This window comes from Marinobacter changyiensis (assembly GCF_009193265.1).
Classification (GTDB): Bacteria; Pseudomonadota; Gammaproteobacteria; order Pseudomonadales; family Oleiphilaceae; genus Marinobacter; species Marinobacter changyiensis.
On sequence record NZ_VZZZ01000005.1, the window covers coordinates 167,414 to 183,023 of the forward strand.

Annotated in this window: 13 protein-coding genes and 2 pseudogenes; all 15 read right to left on the reverse strand. The window is 54.0% G+C overall.

Annotated features, from left to right (window positions below):
- Nucleotide 1 precedes the first annotated feature (1 nt).
- Nucleotides 2-874, reverse strand: a complete 873-nt coding sequence (gene rfbA, locus F6Y09_RS14230; protein WP_152207601.1) for a glucose-1-phosphate thymidylyltransferase RfbA — start codon at nucleotides 872-874, stop codon at nucleotides 2-4.
- On the reverse strand, nucleotides 871-1,971 hold the full coding sequence (gene rfbB, locus F6Y09_RS14235; protein WP_179959439.1) for a dTDP-glucose 4,6-dehydratase: 1,101 nt from the start codon (nucleotides 1,969-1,971) through the stop codon (nucleotides 871-873). The genes rfbA and rfbB overlap by 4 nt, the downstream gene beginning before the upstream one ends.
- Nucleotides 1,972-2,005: 34 nt before the next feature.
- Nucleotides 2,006-2,770: a Wzz/FepE/Etk N-terminal domain-containing protein gene (locus F6Y09_RS14240; protein ID WP_152207603.1), complete on the reverse strand. Its 765-nt coding sequence runs from the start codon at nucleotides 2,768-2,770 to the stop codon at nucleotides 2,006-2,008.
- Between the two features lie 379 nt (nucleotides 2,771-3,149).
- A complete protein-coding gene (gene wecA, locus F6Y09_RS14245) occupies nucleotides 3,150-4,211 on the reverse strand; it encodes a UDP-N-acetylglucosamine--undecaprenyl-phosphate N-acetylglucosaminephosphotransferase (protein WP_152207604.1) in 1,062 nt (353 codons plus the stop codon).
- A 142-nt stretch (nucleotides 4,212-4,353) separates the two neighbouring features.
- Nucleotides 4,354-4,521: pseudogene (locus F6Y09_RS14250) on the reverse strand (hypothetical protein); the annotation flags it as partial.
- A gap of 218 nt (nucleotides 4,522-4,739) precedes the next feature.
- A complete protein-coding gene (locus tag F6Y09_RS14255; protein ID WP_152207605.1) occupies nucleotides 4,740-4,988 on the reverse strand; it encodes a hypothetical protein in 249 nt (82 codons plus the stop codon).
- Nucleotides 4,989-5,422: 434 nt separating this feature from the next.
- Nucleotides 5,423-7,189 (reverse strand): SLC13 family permease, encoded by a 1,767-nt coding sequence (locus tag F6Y09_RS14260; protein WP_152207606.1) that lies wholly within the window; start codon nucleotides 7,187-7,189, stop codon nucleotides 5,423-5,425.
- A gap of 4 nt (nucleotides 7,190-7,193) precedes the next feature.
- Nucleotides 7,194-7,799 (reverse strand): adenylyl-sulfate kinase, encoded by a 606-nt coding sequence (cysC, locus tag F6Y09_RS14265; protein WP_152207607.1) that lies wholly within the window; start codon nucleotides 7,797-7,799, stop codon nucleotides 7,194-7,196.
- A gap of 14 nt (nucleotides 7,800-7,813) precedes the next feature.
- Nucleotides 7,814-9,226, reverse strand: coding sequence for a sulfate adenylyltransferase subunit CysN (gene cysN, locus F6Y09_RS14270; protein WP_152207608.1), 1,413 nt, complete (start codon nucleotides 9,224-9,226; stop codon nucleotides 7,814-7,816).
- The gene (gene cysD, locus F6Y09_RS14275) at nucleotides 9,226-10,131 is read right to left on the reverse strand and encodes a sulfate adenylyltransferase subunit CysD (RefSeq protein WP_246180560.1); all 906 of its coding nucleotides are present in this window, start codon (nucleotides 10,129-10,131) and stop codon (nucleotides 9,226-9,228) included. Before cysD ends, cysN begins: the two co-directional genes overlap by 1 nt.
- A 54-nt stretch (nucleotides 10,132-10,185) precedes the next feature.
- Nucleotides 10,186-11,151: a DHH family phosphoesterase gene (locus F6Y09_RS14280; RefSeq protein WP_152207610.1), complete on the reverse strand. Its 966-nt coding sequence runs from the start codon at nucleotides 11,149-11,151 to the stop codon at nucleotides 10,186-10,188.
- A gap of 353 nt (nucleotides 11,152-11,504) precedes the next feature.
- Nucleotides 11,505-11,819: pseudogene (locus F6Y09_RS14285) on the reverse strand (glutamine--fructose-6-phosphate transaminase (isomerizing)); the annotation flags it as partial.
- A gap of 333 nt (nucleotides 11,820-12,152) precedes the next feature.
- Complete coding sequence (locus tag F6Y09_RS14290) at nucleotides 12,153-13,343, reverse strand: glycosyltransferase family 4 protein (protein WP_152207611.1); 1,191 nt, start codon at nucleotides 13,341-13,343, stop codon at nucleotides 12,153-12,155.
- 13 nt (nucleotides 13,344-13,356) lie between these two features.
- Nucleotides 13,357-14,487: a non-hydrolyzing UDP-N-acetylglucosamine 2-epimerase gene (gene wecB, locus F6Y09_RS14295; RefSeq protein WP_152207612.1), complete on the reverse strand. Its 1,131-nt coding sequence runs from the start codon at nucleotides 14,485-14,487 to the stop codon at nucleotides 13,357-13,359.
- Between the two features lie 4 nt (nucleotides 14,488-14,491).
- Nucleotides 14,492-15,610 carry a UDP-2-acetamido-2,6-beta-L-arabino-hexul-4-ose reductase gene (wbjC, locus tag F6Y09_RS14300; protein ID WP_152207613.1) on the reverse strand — a complete coding sequence of 373 codons (1,119 nt, stop codon included), beginning with the start codon at nucleotides 15,608-15,610 and terminating at the stop codon, nucleotides 14,492-14,494.

Genomic DNA, 15,610 nt, shown 5'->3' on the forward strand with positions numbered 1-15,610 from the left:
TTTATATTTTTTCCGAAATCAGAGAGGTAAGATACTCACCATACCGATTCTTACTAAGCTCACTAGCCTGCAATTTCATCTGATCTACAGTCAACCATCCTTGGTTAAATGCAATTTCTTCCAGACAAGCGATTTTATAGCCTTGGCGCTTTTCGATTGTTTCCACAAATTGAGCGGCTTCCAGCAAGCTTTCATGGGTACCGGTGTCCAACCAGGCGAAGCCCCTGCCGAGTAACTCTACTCTCAAATTGCCCTGCTCCAGGTAGGCGCGGTTTACATCGGTTATTTCTAGTTCACTCCGTTTGCTAGGTTTTACCTGCTTGGCGATCTCAATTACTTTGTTGTCGTAAAAGTACAAGCCCGTTACGGCAAAATGAGATTTGGGTTTGGCCGGCTTTTCCTCTAGGGAGATGGCCCGATGATTTTCGTCAAACTCTACTACGCCGAATCGCTCGGGATCTTTCACCTGATATCCAAACACCGTAGCGCCCTCTAATTGGCTAGCAGCCTGTTTCAGCTTAGGAGTGAAACCATGGCCGTAGAAGATGTTGTCGCCCAACACCAAGCATACGCTGTCGTTACCTATGAACTCTTCACCGATGATAAAGGCTTGTGCCAGACCATCCGGCGTGGGTTGTATGGCGTAGCTGAGATTAATGCCAAACTGTTTCCCGTTGCCCAAAGCCCTCTTGAAGTTGGCTTGATCTTCCGGGGTGGTAACAATGAGAATATCCTGTATGCCCGCCAGCATGAGGACAGAGAGCGGGTAATAGATCATAGGTTTATCGTATACCGGCAACAACTGCTTTGAGGTGCCTAGAGTGATGGGGTATAGGCGTGTGCCGGAGCCGCCAGCCAGGACGATGCCTTTCATGAATTTACTCCCAAACGTTCCCTCTGATAACTGCCGTCCTGCACTCTTTTGCACCAAACCAGGTTATTCAAGTACCAGAGAACTGTTTTTCGGATACCGGTTTCGAAGGTTTCTTCGGGGAACCAGCCGAGCTCCGTCTGGATTTTGGTGGCGTCTATGGCGTAGCGCATGTCGTGGCCTGGGCGGTCTTTGACGAATGTGATCAGATCCTGGTAGTGGTTTTTCACGACTGAAGTCGCTCCTACGGTTTGACTCAGCTCTGCGACTTCTAATGGGGGTGCTAGTTCCTGGAGAATGTTGCAGATGGTGCGGACTACCTCGATGTTCTGTTTTTCGTTGTGGCCGCCGATGTTGTAGGTTTCGCCCACCTTGCCTTCTGTGACGACTTTATAGAGTGCTCTGGCGTGGTCTTCAACGTAAAGCCAGTCCCGAACCTGGTCGCCTTTACCGTAAACGGGTAACGGCTTGCCTTCCAGTGCGTTCAGGATGACCAACGGTACGAGTTTTTCCGGGAAATGGTACGGGCCGTAGTTATTGGAGCAGTTCGTGATTAACGTTGGTAAGCCGTAGGTTCTGAGCCACGCCCGCACCAGGTGGTCTGAACTGGCTTTGCTTGCCGAGTAGGGTGAGCTTGGAGCGTAGGGAGTTTGCTCTGTAAAAAGCTCTTCTGGGCGCTCCAGATCACCATAAACTTCATCGGTACTGATGTGGTGGAAGCGAAAGCCATGTTTCTTATCCACACCTAGCGTGTTCCAGTAATGACGGGCTGCTTCAAGCAAGGTGTAGGTTCCAACTATGTTGGTTTCTATGAACGCTGCCGGACCGTCTATTGATCGGTCTACATGGCTTTCTGCAGCCAAGTGCATTACCACGTCCGGTTGATGTTCGATAAATACACGGTCAAGCTCGGGGCGGTCGCAGACATCCACTTGCTCAAAGGTATAACGGGGAGAGCTACTGACATCGGCCAGACTCTCCAGGTTTCCCGCGTAAGTGAGCTTGTCTACGTTAACAACTCCATCATCCGTGTTCGCGATAATGTGGCGGATTACAGCAGAACCTATGAACCCTGCCCCACCTGTTATTAATAGCTTCATCAAAACGCTCGCCTGTTCAATTGCGAATTCAGGATCACTCTGCCGTTTCTTCCGTCAGCTCAGATCTCACCAACGCTGTGAATTGCGTGAAAAAGACCATGAACACTCCAAACATTCCACCCAGCACTGCAGCAAGAACAACAATCAGCGCACGGGCAGGACCGGTTTTGTCCGCACTTTGACGGCTCACCACCAATACCTCGGGATCTTTTAGCGACTCAAGGTCACTCTCCAGATCTGCTTTACGCTCGTATGCCTCCGCTATTGCCGCTCCCGTATCTTGACCACCCTGAAGAGTTTCAATTGTCCGTTCAGTGGATTCAATGCGGTTTTGCAGGCTTTTTCTCTCCCGTTCCATCAGCGCTGTTTGGCTCTCCTGAATCTTGGCGATTAGATTCTGATGAACGGTCTCAGCAATCTCTTTGTTCTTTTTCGAAGTTTCAGAAACAAAACGTATTAATCCGGTGTTATCGGGATTCGAAAACGATACGCTCAAGGGTAACTTCCTGTCGTTTTCGGCGCGAAATAAGGTTTCCTGTTCCAGAAGCCAGCGGTTTTCCAATGTGGCGATAGTTTTGGCAGGCTCCTCAATGGATTTCCCGGAGTTTTTCTCCGCCACCTGAACCAGACTGGTGTACTGGTATGTCTCTGTGGCTAGCAGTGCGTATGCCAGCCCACCTAATGTAATAACCAAAAACACCATATAAAAAATCCGGCGTCGTCTTATAAAAGTTGCAGCCAGATCAACCAAACTGATTTCACCGTCGTATTGCGGTCGCTGCCCAGGAGTGCTATTCATTTAAAAGTCCGTACTTGGTCATTTTGTTTGTTCGGGCACGCTACCGCCCTACCGGCCATGTTTGGAGGATCAGGCATCGGCGGCCAGCGAAAGGTATTCAGCCCGATATGCTAGGTTTCGAAAATATTGCGCGAAGTCTACTGGAACCGCGAGTTTTTTTCAGTTACTACTTGTTAGGGTCATAGAATCATTCTGTTGCCAGACGGGCGTGAAAACCACTGAAACGGCGTTCGCGAACGGGTTCCGCCTGACCTTGCGTAAATTTACTTTATCGGATTTGGCAAACAAGGGAGGAAGGGCCTGGCCTATGAAAGCCAGTCACCCCCATAGCGGCAAGAACTACCTGTGAGGAAACGCAGGAAAACAAACAACAAGGCAATTACGTAACAGCTTTTCTCTTCCGGAACAAAACCAACAACCGCCAGGCATGGCTCAACACCCAGTCATACGCGGCAAACGCCACCACAAAAAGCGTCAACATCAGCCATTCCGGAACCTGGAAATACTCCCCCACCAGCCCAGTGCCGGCAAATATCAGCGAAACCAGGGTGATCACCACCAATGCCTGACGGTCGGTAAACCCGGCCCGCTGGAAGATATGGTGCAAGTGTTCCCTGTCAGGTTTCATCACCGACTGCCCCTTGCGGGCACGGCGCATCATAATAGCCACCATGTCCATCAGCGGGATGGCGATGATCCACAGGGTCGTCACGGGCCGCAGTGCCTGGGTTTCGGGCTGGGTACCTTTCACCAGCAACCAAACGATGGAAAACCCGATGAACATGGAGCCTGCGTCCCCCATGAAAATCCGCTTTCTGAAAGGTGGAATGCGAAGATTTGCCGCCATATAGGGCAACAGAGCAATAGCAATCGAAAACGCCAGCGCCAGCGCCAACTGGTTTCCGGGAGCCAACAGGAAAAGAAGTGATAACGATAAAAGCGTCACCAGACTCATACTGCCTGCCAGGCCATCAATACCGTCAACCATGTTGAACGCATTGGTCGCGCCAATGACAGCAGCAATGGTGACCAACGGTCCCAACCAGCCCAGCTCGATCACGCCCATTCCCAGAAGATTGCCCAAGTCTACAAGGGACACACCAGAGCCATAAGTTAACAGCGCTCCCAGAGCCACCTGTGACCACAAGCGAAACCGGGCGGACACATGTAGCGCGTCATCCACAGCGCCCAACACCACCAGTAACAGAGACGCGAGCAAATAGATCCCATAGCCTCCGGTCAACGGCATGGAAATCATCCAGGCCGCAAACAACCCGATAAACACACTCAAGCCCCCGATCAGCGGCACGGCGCCAATGTGCACCTTTCGGTGGTCAGGCAAATCCAACAGACGTATCCGCGCAGCCACGGGCTTTAACGCCATCAGGGAAAAATATGCAATAAGACCAGCGAAAAGGGCCAGAAAGCCTGCAGATTCCATGTGTTCCCCTTAATGCTGAGTAGAAAGGCATAAAAACGAGAGGGGATATTAACTTACGGATAAACTAGAAGAATACTAGCAAATACATCTTTTAACATTTTATGACACTTGTTGGCATTAAGGTGGCTCAGATGTGGATTTGTCAGATTAGATAGAGGGCAAACATCATAAGTGCCCACCAGTCCTCAACTCTGACAATGTCCTCTTCACCAAGATACGACCCGGACTGGACGTCAATCAGCTCCAGATTAATCACCACGGGATTTTCCAGCGCATGGACCTGACCTATCGGGATGTACGTCGATTGATCTTTCGGCAACCAGATAGCCTTCCTCGGCGCCTGCGTTTGATTCTGCTCTTCTGGATGGCGAGAGCTGCGTACGGGCGCTCGTGGAATACGTGGCAAACCGCACTACGAACCGGCAAATTTCCAGGATCCCTACGCACCGATGAGGAGGTGCGCGCAGCTTTCGAGCTCTAAAATCTGTCAACGACTACCCCCGACCCCGCCTCCCTCGAACATTAATTTCACGGCAGATTCGGGTCAAAGATGCGTATTTGGCCTGACTTTGTAGCCACTAGCATTCGGCTGTCCGGGAGTTCGGTCAGATAAACAGGCTGGTTCAGGCCGGGAACCACGGTTTCCAACTGAAAGTTTGGCGGCAAAGCCTGGGCATGAGCAGAAAAGAAAACGGCGCCTACCACTAAAAAAGATAAAAGCAGGCTGAGAACGCCATTCGCTGAGATCCGAACTGCACGAGAATAAATGCGCTGCATTTAGCATGTCCCTGCCACTTGAACGGCATTGGCCAACAAGTTTACCTCTTCACATTAAGGGCATGGGCTGGACTCCGATATAGCCTAAAGGAGCTACAGGGCATGAGTACAGGTGCAGACTATGCTGACTTTATTTCGAATAATGAAGTTCATGCGGCGAGAATGGCTCTTTCGTTAATGCCCGAGTAGAACAGCACCCGGGCCTCTGCGGTATGGCCCCTTGAGACCATCCTGGCCCCGCTGTCGATCAGCACACCATCCAGATATTGGTCATGTTGTTTTCCCTAATCGTCGGACGCGCGGTTATGGGGTTCATTGGCCGTTTACGAAGGTTTGACGTAAGGGCGTCTTGGGAGAACGCCTGAAAATGAAAAACGCCTCTCGGGGCGTTCAAAAAGTTTGACAAAAGTAAGTGAACCCAGCAAACCGGCTGTTCAGAAACTCCAGACAAGAGGTATCAATCCAACAGCAACACAGCCCACCAAGAGACTTAACGGCAGCCCGATCCGCACATAATCCACAAACTGATACCGCCCCGGGCCATAAACCATCAAATTCGTCTGATACCCCAACGGCGTGATAAACGAAGCCGACGCAGCAAACATCACGGTAACCGCAAACGGAAGAAAATTAACCCCAAGTTGTTCGGAAAGCGCCAGCGCTATCGGGAACATCAGCACCGCCGCCGCATTATTGGTAATCAGCTCGGTGAATACAGCGGTCAACACATATATGAGCGCTAACGCCATCCAGGGCGTCCATTCCCCGAAACCCAGCAAACCATTGGCGACCCAGATTGCGGCACCCGTTTCAGTCATGGCATTACCCAGCGCAAATGACGCCGCAATCACCACCAGCACTGGCAAATCCACACTCCGTCTGGCCCGGCTTGCCGTAATACAGCCGGAAACAATCATGGCTCCTGCGGCGAGAAATGCGGCTTCCATGATCTGCAAAAGCCCGGTTGCACTCACCAGCACCATCAGCGCCAGTATTCCCAGCGCCCTTGGGGCCTTATGGAAGTCCGGCGGCGTAGAATCATTGAGCGCGCTGACCAGCAGGAAGTCCCTTCGAAACCGGTACTGCTCCACAAACTGCTGGCTGGCCTCCAACAACAGGGTATCCCCCATCCGAAAAGTGATATCACCCAGCTTACCCGGCACCCGCTTGCCTTCGCGGGACAGAGACAGAATCACCGCATTAAAGCGGGTTCGGAACCGGCTATCGCGAATCGTTTTGTTAAGCGCCGGAAACTCCTGCCCGATAACCACCTCCACCAAGCACCGCTGATGGTTCGCTACCTCCAGCTTGTGCACACTGCCGCTGGCCGATTTCAGGCCCTGAATACGGCGCAGCTCACTGGCACACTCCGGTGCGCCTACAAAATACAGTCGGTCACCGGCCTGCAGTGTCCGGTCAGGCTCTACGGCAGTAATCAGCCGGCCTCCGCGGTCAATCTCGGTGAGGTAGCCATAGCTCAGCGCCCTCAAGCCGGCCTCGGCAATGGTTTTGCCTACCAGTGGCCCCGGAGCCACCACCTCAACCTCAACGCCGTATTCCCGCACCAGGTCCAGTTCTTCGGCGACGCCACCACGGTCAGGCAATATTCGTGAAGCAAAAAGCACAAGAAACGTTCCGCCGGCCACCAATAACGGAATGCCAACCCAGGCCAGCTCGAACAAACCCAGGTTAATACCAAGCTGGCTCTGGAGCATGCCATCCACCACCAGATTGGTGCTGGTGCCGATCAGAGTGCAGGTGCCGCCGAGAATGGCTGCGTAGCTCAAAGGTAACAACAACTTGGAAGCAGGAAAACCGAGGCGCTGGGCCCAGTCCTGAATGGCGGGGATGAACATGGCGACCACAGCCGTGTTATTCATGAAACCGCTGAGAATACCGGTGGGCGCAATCATTCGCAGCTGGGCAGCTCTCTCCGTTTTCGGGTGCCCCAGCAACCGGCGGGCAATCCACTGCACCGCCCCGGTTTCCTTCAATCCCGCCGCCACCACGTAAAGGGTGGCAATGGTAATGACGCCTGGATTGCCGAACCCCGCCAGAGCCCCTGCTGGTCCCAGAACCCCTGAAATCAACAGGAATGCCAAAGCCGCCATCAGAACCAGGTCAGCGGCAACGCGGGTAAGCGCAAGTGCTGACAACACCGAAAACAGTGTGATCAGCGTTACTATGCCTTGCCACTCCATGGATTCAATCCTTACGGGCGATCATTTCCCGCTCAAGCAGGTAGGCAATCAGCGACTCAACACACTCCTCCACCGTGTGCCGGGACGTATCCAGCCGGATCTCAGGGTGTGCCGGCACCTCGTAAGGCGAATCGATGCCGGTGAAGTGCTTAAGCTGGCCGGACCGGGCCTTCTGATACAGCCCCTTCGGGTCGCGCTCCTCACAGATAGCCAGCGGCGTATCCATGAACACTTCAATGAACTCGCCCGCCGGAAACAACTTCCGCACCAGGCGTCGGTCGCCGGTGAATGGCGAAATGAAGGCGCTCATGACAATCAAACCCGCGTCGGCAAAGAGTTTGCACACCTCGCCCACCCGGCGGATATTCTCTTCCCTGTCGTCGTCCGAAAAACCCAGATCCTTGCACAAACCGTGGCGAACGTTGTCACCATCCAGCAGGAACGTGTGGTAGCCACGTTTGTACAAGGCGACATCCAGTGCGTTGGCAATGGTCGACTTGCCAGAGCCACTCAGGCCGGTGAACCAAAGCAGGCACGGTTTCTGGTTTTTGTTAACGGAACGCTCGGCACGGGTGATTTTGTGATCGTGCCAGACAATATTATCAGCCAAAGTTCTTCTCCCTTTTAAACCGGCTTACAAGCCCACTCCGGGTAATTCTCCCGAATAAACCGATTCAGATTGCGCTCCGCTTCGGTGTATTCCCGATCAGTCATGGCACCGGCGCCATCCAGAGCCCGGGCCACCATGCCGGCCGCCACGGTCACATTGGTCAGCTTGTCAATCAAAATGAAGCTGCCAGTACCGGGATGGCCCTGGTAATCCTCGACAACCACCGGCTCGGAAAGCTCAATATCACAGAGGCCAATAGCGTTCAGATCAAGGCCACCCTGGGCGTCCAGATTGCGCTCCAGCGTGTTGACATCAATTTCTTCAAGAACCTCATTGACATAACAGTTGGTTACCCGGGTCCCGATCTTGATGCCGTACTCACGGCCAGGCTTAAGCGCCTTTTCGTTCATCCAGACGATATGGGCCGCAAAACGGTTACCCAGCGCAGGCCGATTGTTCGCATGCACCAGCAGATCACCGCGGGAAATGTCCACTTCGTCTTCCAGGGTCAGCGTGATGGCATCCCCCGGCCAGGCTCGTTCGATCTCGCCTTCGTAATCGTGGATACCCTTTACGCGGGAGATTTTACCGGACGGCAGCACCGCCACTTCATCGCCCTTGTGCACCACACCGCTGGCGAGAGTCCCGCAGTAGCCGCGGAAATCCAGGTTCGGGCGGTTGACATACTGCACCGGGAAACGCAGATCCGTCAGGTTCTTGTCTTCTAGAACCTCCACCTGCTCCAGAATAGTCATCAGGGTTTCGCCGTGGTACCAGGGCGTCTGCTCGCTGCGGTTCACCAGGTTATCGCCATTCAGTGCTGAAATCGGCACATAATGAACGTCCTCCAGCCCAAGCTGAGTCGCCAGCGTCTGGTATTGCTCACGGATGTTGTTGAACACCTCCTCGGAGAAATCCACCAGGTCCATTTTGTTGATGGCCACCACGATGTGCTTCAGCCCCAGCAGGCTGACGATAAAGCTGTGCCGGCGGGATTGCGTAAGCACACCTTTGCGGGCATCAATCATCACCACCGCCAGATCACAGGTAGACGCACCGGTGGCCATATTGCGGGTGTACTGCTCATGGCCCGGGCAGTCGGCGATGATGAACTTGCGCTTATCGGTGGAAAAATAACGGTAGGCCACATCAATGGTGATGCCCTGCTCCCGCTCGGAAGCCAGGCCATCCACCAGCAACGCCAGATCCAAAGACTCACCGGCATTGCCCTGGCGCGCGCTGTCTTTGTGCAACGCCGCCAGGTGGTCTTCGAAAATCAGCTTGGAATCAAACAGCAGGCGACCAATCAATGTGGACTTGCCATCATCCACGCTGCCGCAGGTGAGAAAGCGCAGCAGGTCCTTGTTTTCATGCTGGTCCAGGTACGCGAGGATATCGGATTCAATCAATTCGGAGGCGTGTGACATCAGAAATACCCTTCCCTTTTCTTCTGCTCCATGGACGCCGCCGAATCGTGATCGATCACCCGGCCCTGGCGCTCAGACGTTTTGGTGAGCAGCATCTCCTGGATAATCTCCGGCAGCGTGGCCGCCTCGGACTCCACCGCGCCGGTCAGCGGGTAGCAGCCCAGGGTACGAAATCGCACCATCTTGAGCTCCGGCTTCTCGCCAGTTTCCAGCGGCATCCGGTCGTCATCCACCATGATCAGGGTGCCATCGCGCTCCACCACCGGACGCTCGGCGGCGTAATACAGCGGCACAATGTCGATGTTCTCCAGATAGATGTATTGCCAGATGTCCAGCTCGGTCCAGTTAGACAAAGGGAAAACCCGGATGCTTTCGCCCTTGTTGACCTTGCCGTTATAGAGTTGCCAGAGCTCCGGGCGCTGGTTTTTCGGGTCCCAGCGATGAAATTTGTCCCGGAAGGAGTACACCCGCTCCTTGGCCCGGGATTTCTCCTCATCCCGGCGGGCACCGCCGAACGCGGCGTCAAAACCGTAATGGTCCAGCGCCTGTTTGAGTGCCTGGGTCTTCATCACATCGGTGTGCTTGGCACTGCCGTGGGTAAAGGGCCCAACGCCCTGCGCCACGCCTTCCTGATTGGTATGCACAATCAGTTTCAAACCCAGCCGCTGTGTCAGTTCATCCCGGAACTTGATCATCTCCCGGAACTTCCAGGTAGTGTCCACATGCATCAGCGGGAACGGTGGCTTGCCCGGGGCGAAGGCTTTCATCGCCAGGTGCAGCATGACCGCGGAATCCTTGCCGATGGAATACAGCATCACCGGGTTATCAAACTCGGCGGCCACCTCACGGATGATGTGAATGGATTCCGCCTCGAGTTGTTTGAGGTGAGTTTTCTTTGGAGGGATTAACGTCATAACTATTCCATTTATATGTTTTCCCGCGGATTCCATGGCACAAAATCAGCTCTTCCAGAATGCCGCCATGGTATCCAGAAACGCCTGCAGCTCCTCCGCAGGCAACGAGTTAATCCCGGCTGCCGCCTTACGCCCACCACCGGTGGGAAAACTGCGAGCCACTTCATCAGCACCACTGCGATTATTCAGGGGCGCACGAATACTCACCAGATAGGTATTGTCGGCTTGCGCGGTTACGATCGCACAAGCCTTATCCGGGTTGCGATTGGCAAGCTCATTACCCAATACACCACTCACCCGGCGAGCCCAGCCTTCATCCGGCAACTTCACAGCAAGTGATGTCGCGGATTCCGAAAGCATGTGCGCAGCTAGTCCCCGAGCCATGTCCGCCTCATAGCCATCACGCAACCGTTGCCAGGCAGCGGGCTCGGAGGCAATCAAATCCAGCGGGTCTGCAAACTTCACAAACGCCCGGTACAAATCCGCCGGATGGAAGTGCAAATCCTCAACCGTGGAACCATAACCATTGTAGTTGGTACACACGCCCAGCGTTTTCAGCGCCTGGGTTTGCTCAGACGACAAACCGGCCTTCTCCGCCAGTTCTTCACCCACCGCATTCAGGTTATCGCCAAAAGCAGCCGCAATGGCCCAGTTATGAAAACGGCCACCCAAATGCTGATCTACCAGCAAGCTGGTGCAAGTGGTAGGCTGGGTATCGATCAAAGCCGTAAAGCCAGGCGCATCCGGCAGGGTTTCCCCGGGGAAGTGGTGATCCACATAAAACACCGAACAGCCGGCGGCCAGCAGCTCGTCCACCGCCTCACGGTTTTTATCAAGGCTGATGTCGAGAATGTTCACCTGAGCAGGCGACTCAACCGGCACCTGTTGGGCCAGGGCTATGTCGCGTTTTACGCCGGTGATAAGGGTAGATTCACAAGGCTCCGCCAGGCGGAGCTGGATCAGGGCGCAAATGCCATCTGCATCACCGTTGAACACGTCATAATTGTGCATCATTCACTCCAAAGCATTTCCACGTGGGCGTAAAATTAACATCATGAACGCTCATAACGGTCTTCATACCTTACTTTATTGTCTTCCCCAAGATAAGCACCGGCTCTGCCAAGAATTTGGACAGCAATCACTCTGGGTGGCCGTTACAGCGCAACAATTACCTTGGCCGGCCCGGACAAGATCAGAATATTGGAGTCGACAATGGCCCGAATCAGGTTGTTAGGGAGCTCCTCCTAGTGGGCCAACTGCTGCTTGCTATCGTTGGGCAGACAATAGCCGCCATCAGTATCCGCATCTGGCCCCATTTTTCGGTATGCGATTGTTTCCCCGGGCGTATAAAGGCTATCCGTCACCTATTCCACAGTGACACTCTTCGCTAAATTCCTGGGCTTATCCACGTCCGTGCCTTTCACCAGTGCGACATGGTAGGCGAGTAACTCCAGGGCGACGACGTGAAGAATTGGAGACAGGGCACCATAGTGTTCAGGCATTTTCAGTACCTGCACGCCCTCCTCCGCCCTGACCTTGCTGTCACCGTCGGCAAACACGAAGAGCTTGCCACCGCCGGCCCGAACTTCTTCCATGTTGGACTTTAGCTTTTCCAGTAAATCGTCATTGGGGGCGACGACGACCACCGGCATGCCTTCGTCAACCAGTGCGAGGGGGCCACCCTGCCCGATGGAACGAGCCCGGTGAAGAGAGCCATTCAATAGAGCAACGCCGGCAGAGTCATAGCCCTTGTGCTCCAGGGCTTTAAGGCCACTGATCAGAAAAGGAGTAACTTCTCAGTGGCATACAGCAGCGACGATTCCGCACATAAAAAAGAAAAATCCTGGTTAATAAAGGAACTGGTATTGAGAGGGTGCGCTGTTACTGGTACGAACGATACAATCAACAAGTGAGTGGATATTAAGGCTGGACTCGAAAATTCATAGAGATTAAAACGGTGGTTTTTCGTATCATTCGATATATTACGCGGCAAAAAATTTACAGGCAATCCATTATCTTTCCAGTGCACCAACGATCTGTTTAACAGCCGTCTCTGGCGAAAAAAGCCGCTTGTACACGGCCCGGCACCGTGAGGGTAGCTCCGCATCTACTTCCCGCTGCTCGATGAGAGATTCCGCCATTCTTTTCAACGAATCCACAGTGCCATCGGTTGCCACTGCCCCAACCTGCTCTTCCTGGATCAGGTTAACGAGATCATTGCCTTCATTGATGTTTGCCAGGACGGACAACCCACTCTGCATATAGGTCAGAAATTTACCGGGAATATTGTGAGTCTTGTGGCGCGGGTGGAGCGCCACCAACCCAACATCGCACTGAGCGTATAGGCCGGGAATTTCGTCCGGGTCGATTTCATCGTGAAAAAGAACATTGTCGAGATTTCGACGCTTTGCATCTGCGGCCAATTTTTGGACATCACTACCGCGGCCAACAAACAGAAAACCAATATCTTGACGATCGCCAAGCGATTCCGCCAGATCGAGCAGAATATCCATACCCTGCGCAACCCCCATGTTGCCCGCGTAGACAAACACCTTTCGTCCGGCTAGAACCGTCTTGGCAACATCAATGGAACAGTGCCCCGCCGGTGCATCTGCCAACCAGTTCTGCAGCACTTCCAGCTTACGGCTCTCGTCCTTGCGCCACTCATCGAAGTAGACTGCATTTCCCGGTGTCTGAATCCCGATAACATCGGCAACAGAATACTGATAGTTGGCCACTGCACGAAAAAAACGATAAGGAAGGCCCCGGCCCATCAAGCCCATATCTACTGCCCATTCCGGGAAAATATCCCGAATAATAAGATAGCCTCTGCAGTCATTCGCTTTCTTCAAGGCGTTCGCAATAGGGCCAAAGAAAATGCTGGGAGCGTACCACACCACACCGTCCCAGGAAGTATCTGCCAAGGGGCTTTTTCGGAGGTTACGAAGCATCGCAAAGGGCATTAAGAATTCGCCCAAAGTGCGCTGCACGTACCCAATATCTTTGGTTTTGGGCGTTTTCAACCTGAGTACCTGAACACCATCCCGGTTTTCCAGCGCCCAGGGTTCCTGCATATCCGGGGTGGGCAGCATCACCGTTAACGAATGGCCCTGCCTTAAAAATTCCCTTGAGAGATCCCGCAACTGCACCGCCCCCGATGTCCGCAACGGGGGGAAGGTATCCGCAATCAGCACAAACTTCATGATATTTCCTGAATCAGTATTTCTTCCACACAACCCGGTTCACGTAGTCCGTGTAGCTGTGAATAAGCCTAACCACCTTGTCTGATACATTCGGCATGCTGTAATCAGTCACCAGGCGCAGGGTGCGTTCATCGCCACGGCCCTGGCTTTCCAGAATGGCCAGGCCCTGCAGCACTCGTGCCCTGCTCAGGCCCACCATCATAGCGGCGGCTTCTTCCATGCCTTCAGGGCGCTCGTGGGCTTCACGAATGTTCAGAGCCGGGAAGTTGAGGATGGAGGCTTCTTCGTTAATGGTGCCGCTGTCAGACAACACCACCTTGGCGCTTAACTGCAGCTTGTTGTAATCCTTGAATCCCATTGGTTTCAGCAGGCGTACATTTTCATGAAATTGCACACCCATGGCATCCACCCGTTTTTGGGTTCTGGGGTGGGTAGAGACAATCACCGGGTGGCCGTACTGCTCCGCTACGGCATTCAGGGTGTCGACCAGGGCCTGAAAGTTCTTGTCGGAATCTACATTCTCTTCCCGGTGGGCGCTGACCACAAAGAACTGCCCTTCCTTTAGTCCCAATCGCTCCAGAACATCGGAAGCATCAATGCCCTCGCGGAAGTGATTCAGCACTTCAAACATCGGGCTGCCGGTTTTGATCACCCGGTCTGGCGGCAAGCCTTCGCGCAGCAGGTAATCCCGGGCAATGGCGCTGTAGGTGAGGTTGATATCCGCCGTGTGGTCAACAATGCGGCGGTTGATCTCCTCCGGTACCCGCATATCGAAACAGCGGTTGCCGGCTTCCATGTGAAAGGTAGGGATCTTGCGGCGCTTGGCGGGGATAACGGCCATGCAGCTGTTGGTGTCGCCCAGTACCAGCAGGGCTTCCGGCTGCACCTCGGCCAACACCCGGTCAACGGCGATAATCACGTTACCGATCGTTTCCGCGCCACTGGCACCGGCGGCATTCAGGAAATAATCCGGCTGGCGAATGCCCAGGTCCTGGAAGAAGATTTCATTGAGCTCGAAATCGTAGTTCTGGCCGGTGTGCACCAGAATATGCTCGCAATGCTCATCCAATTTGGCCATTACGCGGGAGAGGCGAATAATCTCTGGCCGGGTCCCCACCACCGTTATCAGTTTCAGTTTTTTCATAAAGTCACTCTGCTGTTCCTACTGGGCGGGCAAACGTATCCGGGCGTTCGCGGTCAAAAATCTCGTTGGCCCAGAGCATGCACACCAGCTCGCTGTCGCCTTCGTTGGTGATGTCGTGGGTCCAGCCCGGCACGGTTTCCACAATCTCCGGTTTATCGCCGGAGGTGCGCAGTTCGTAATACTTGCCTGTCAGCATGTGGCGGAAACGGAAACAGGCCTCGCCTTTGATCACCAGGAACTTTTCAGTCTTGGAATGATGGTAGTGCCCGCCACGGGTAACGCCGGGGTGGGCAGTGAAGAACGAGAACTGGCCGGCATCAGGGGTTTTCAGCATTTCCACAAACACACCACGCTCATCCCCATGCTGGGGAACGGTGTAGGTGAAGCTCTCCGGTGGCAGGTAGCTCACATAGGTGGAGTACAAGGCACGGGTCAGGCCGGTGCCTACGGGTTCGGTGATCAGGTTATCCCGGGTAGCTTTGAATCGCTCTAACTGCTCCGCCAGTTCACCTACGGTAATCTGGTAAATCGGTTCTACCTCGGCAAAGGGAGTGGGCTCCGCCCCGCCATCCAGCAAACCGACAAAATTGGCCACTACATCATCGATGTAAACCAGCTGAATCACTGCATCCGGAGCATTAATCTGTACCGGCAAATCCCGGGCAATATTGTGGCAGAAGGTAGCCACGGCCGAGTTGTAATCAGGCTGTGCCCATTTACCGAATACGTTGGGCAGGCGGTAGATGTAAACCGAGCAGCCGGCAGATTGATGCAGTTCCAGCAGAGCGTCTTCCGCTAAACGTTTGCTGGTGCCGTAGTCATTATCCCGCTCTACCTGAATCGACGAGGTATAAACCACGGAAATTTTGCGACCGGTTTCTTTTACCGCGTCACACAGGGCCTGGGTAAGGCCAGCATTGCCGGTCACAAACTCCGAAGGGTTTTCCGGTCGGTTGATCCCCGCCAGGTGAAACACCCAGCCCACGCCTTCCAGCAGACCGGTTAAATCCGCCACAGTGTGCTCGCGGGTGAATGGCACAATCTCGACACCGCCCCGCTCACGCAAATGCATCTGCAGATTCTTGCCGATAAAACCGTTAGCGCCGGTTACCAATACCCGCAT

Excerpts from the sequence above, each read along its gene's own strand:
- rfbA (WP_152207601.1), bottom strand. The coding sequence starts at position 874 with ATGAAAGGCATCGTCCTGGCTGGCGGCTCCGGCACACGCCTATACCCC.
- rfbB (WP_179959439.1), bottom strand. The coding sequence starts at position 1,971 with ATGAAGCTATTAATAACAGGTGGGGCAGGGTTCATAGGTTCTGCTGTA.
- F6Y09_RS14240 (WP_152207603.1), bottom strand. The coding sequence starts at position 2,770 with ATGAATAGCACTCCTGGGCAGCGACCGCAATACGACGGTGAAATCAGT.
- wecA (WP_152207604.1), bottom strand. The coding sequence starts at position 4,211 with ATGGAATCTGCAGGCTTTCTGGCCCTTTTCGCTGGTCTTATTGCATAT.
- F6Y09_RS14255 (WP_152207605.1), bottom strand. The coding sequence starts at position 4,988 with ATGCAGCGCATTTATTCTCGTGCAGTTCGGATCTCAGCGAATGGCGTT.
- F6Y09_RS14260 (WP_152207606.1), bottom strand. The coding sequence starts at position 7,189 with ATGGAGTGGCAAGGCATAGTAACGCTGATCACACTGTTTTCGGTGTTG.
- cysN (WP_152207608.1), bottom strand. The coding sequence starts at position 9,226 with ATGTCACACGCCTCCGAATTGATTGAATCCGATATCCTCGCGTACCTG.
- F6Y09_RS14280 (WP_152207610.1), bottom strand. The coding sequence starts at position 11,151 with ATGCACAATTATGACGTGTTCAACGGTGATGCAGATGGCATTTGCGCC.
- F6Y09_RS14290 (WP_152207611.1), bottom strand. The coding sequence starts at position 13,343 with ATGAAGTTTGTGCTGATTGCGGATACCTTCCCCCCGTTGCGGACATCG.
- wecB (WP_152207612.1), bottom strand. The coding sequence starts at position 14,487 with ATGAAAAAACTGAAACTGATAACGGTGGTGGGGACCCGGCCAGAGATT.
- wbjC (WP_152207613.1), bottom strand. The coding sequence starts at position 15,610 with ATGCGGGTATTGGTAACCGGCGCTAACGGTTTTATCGGCAAGAATCTG.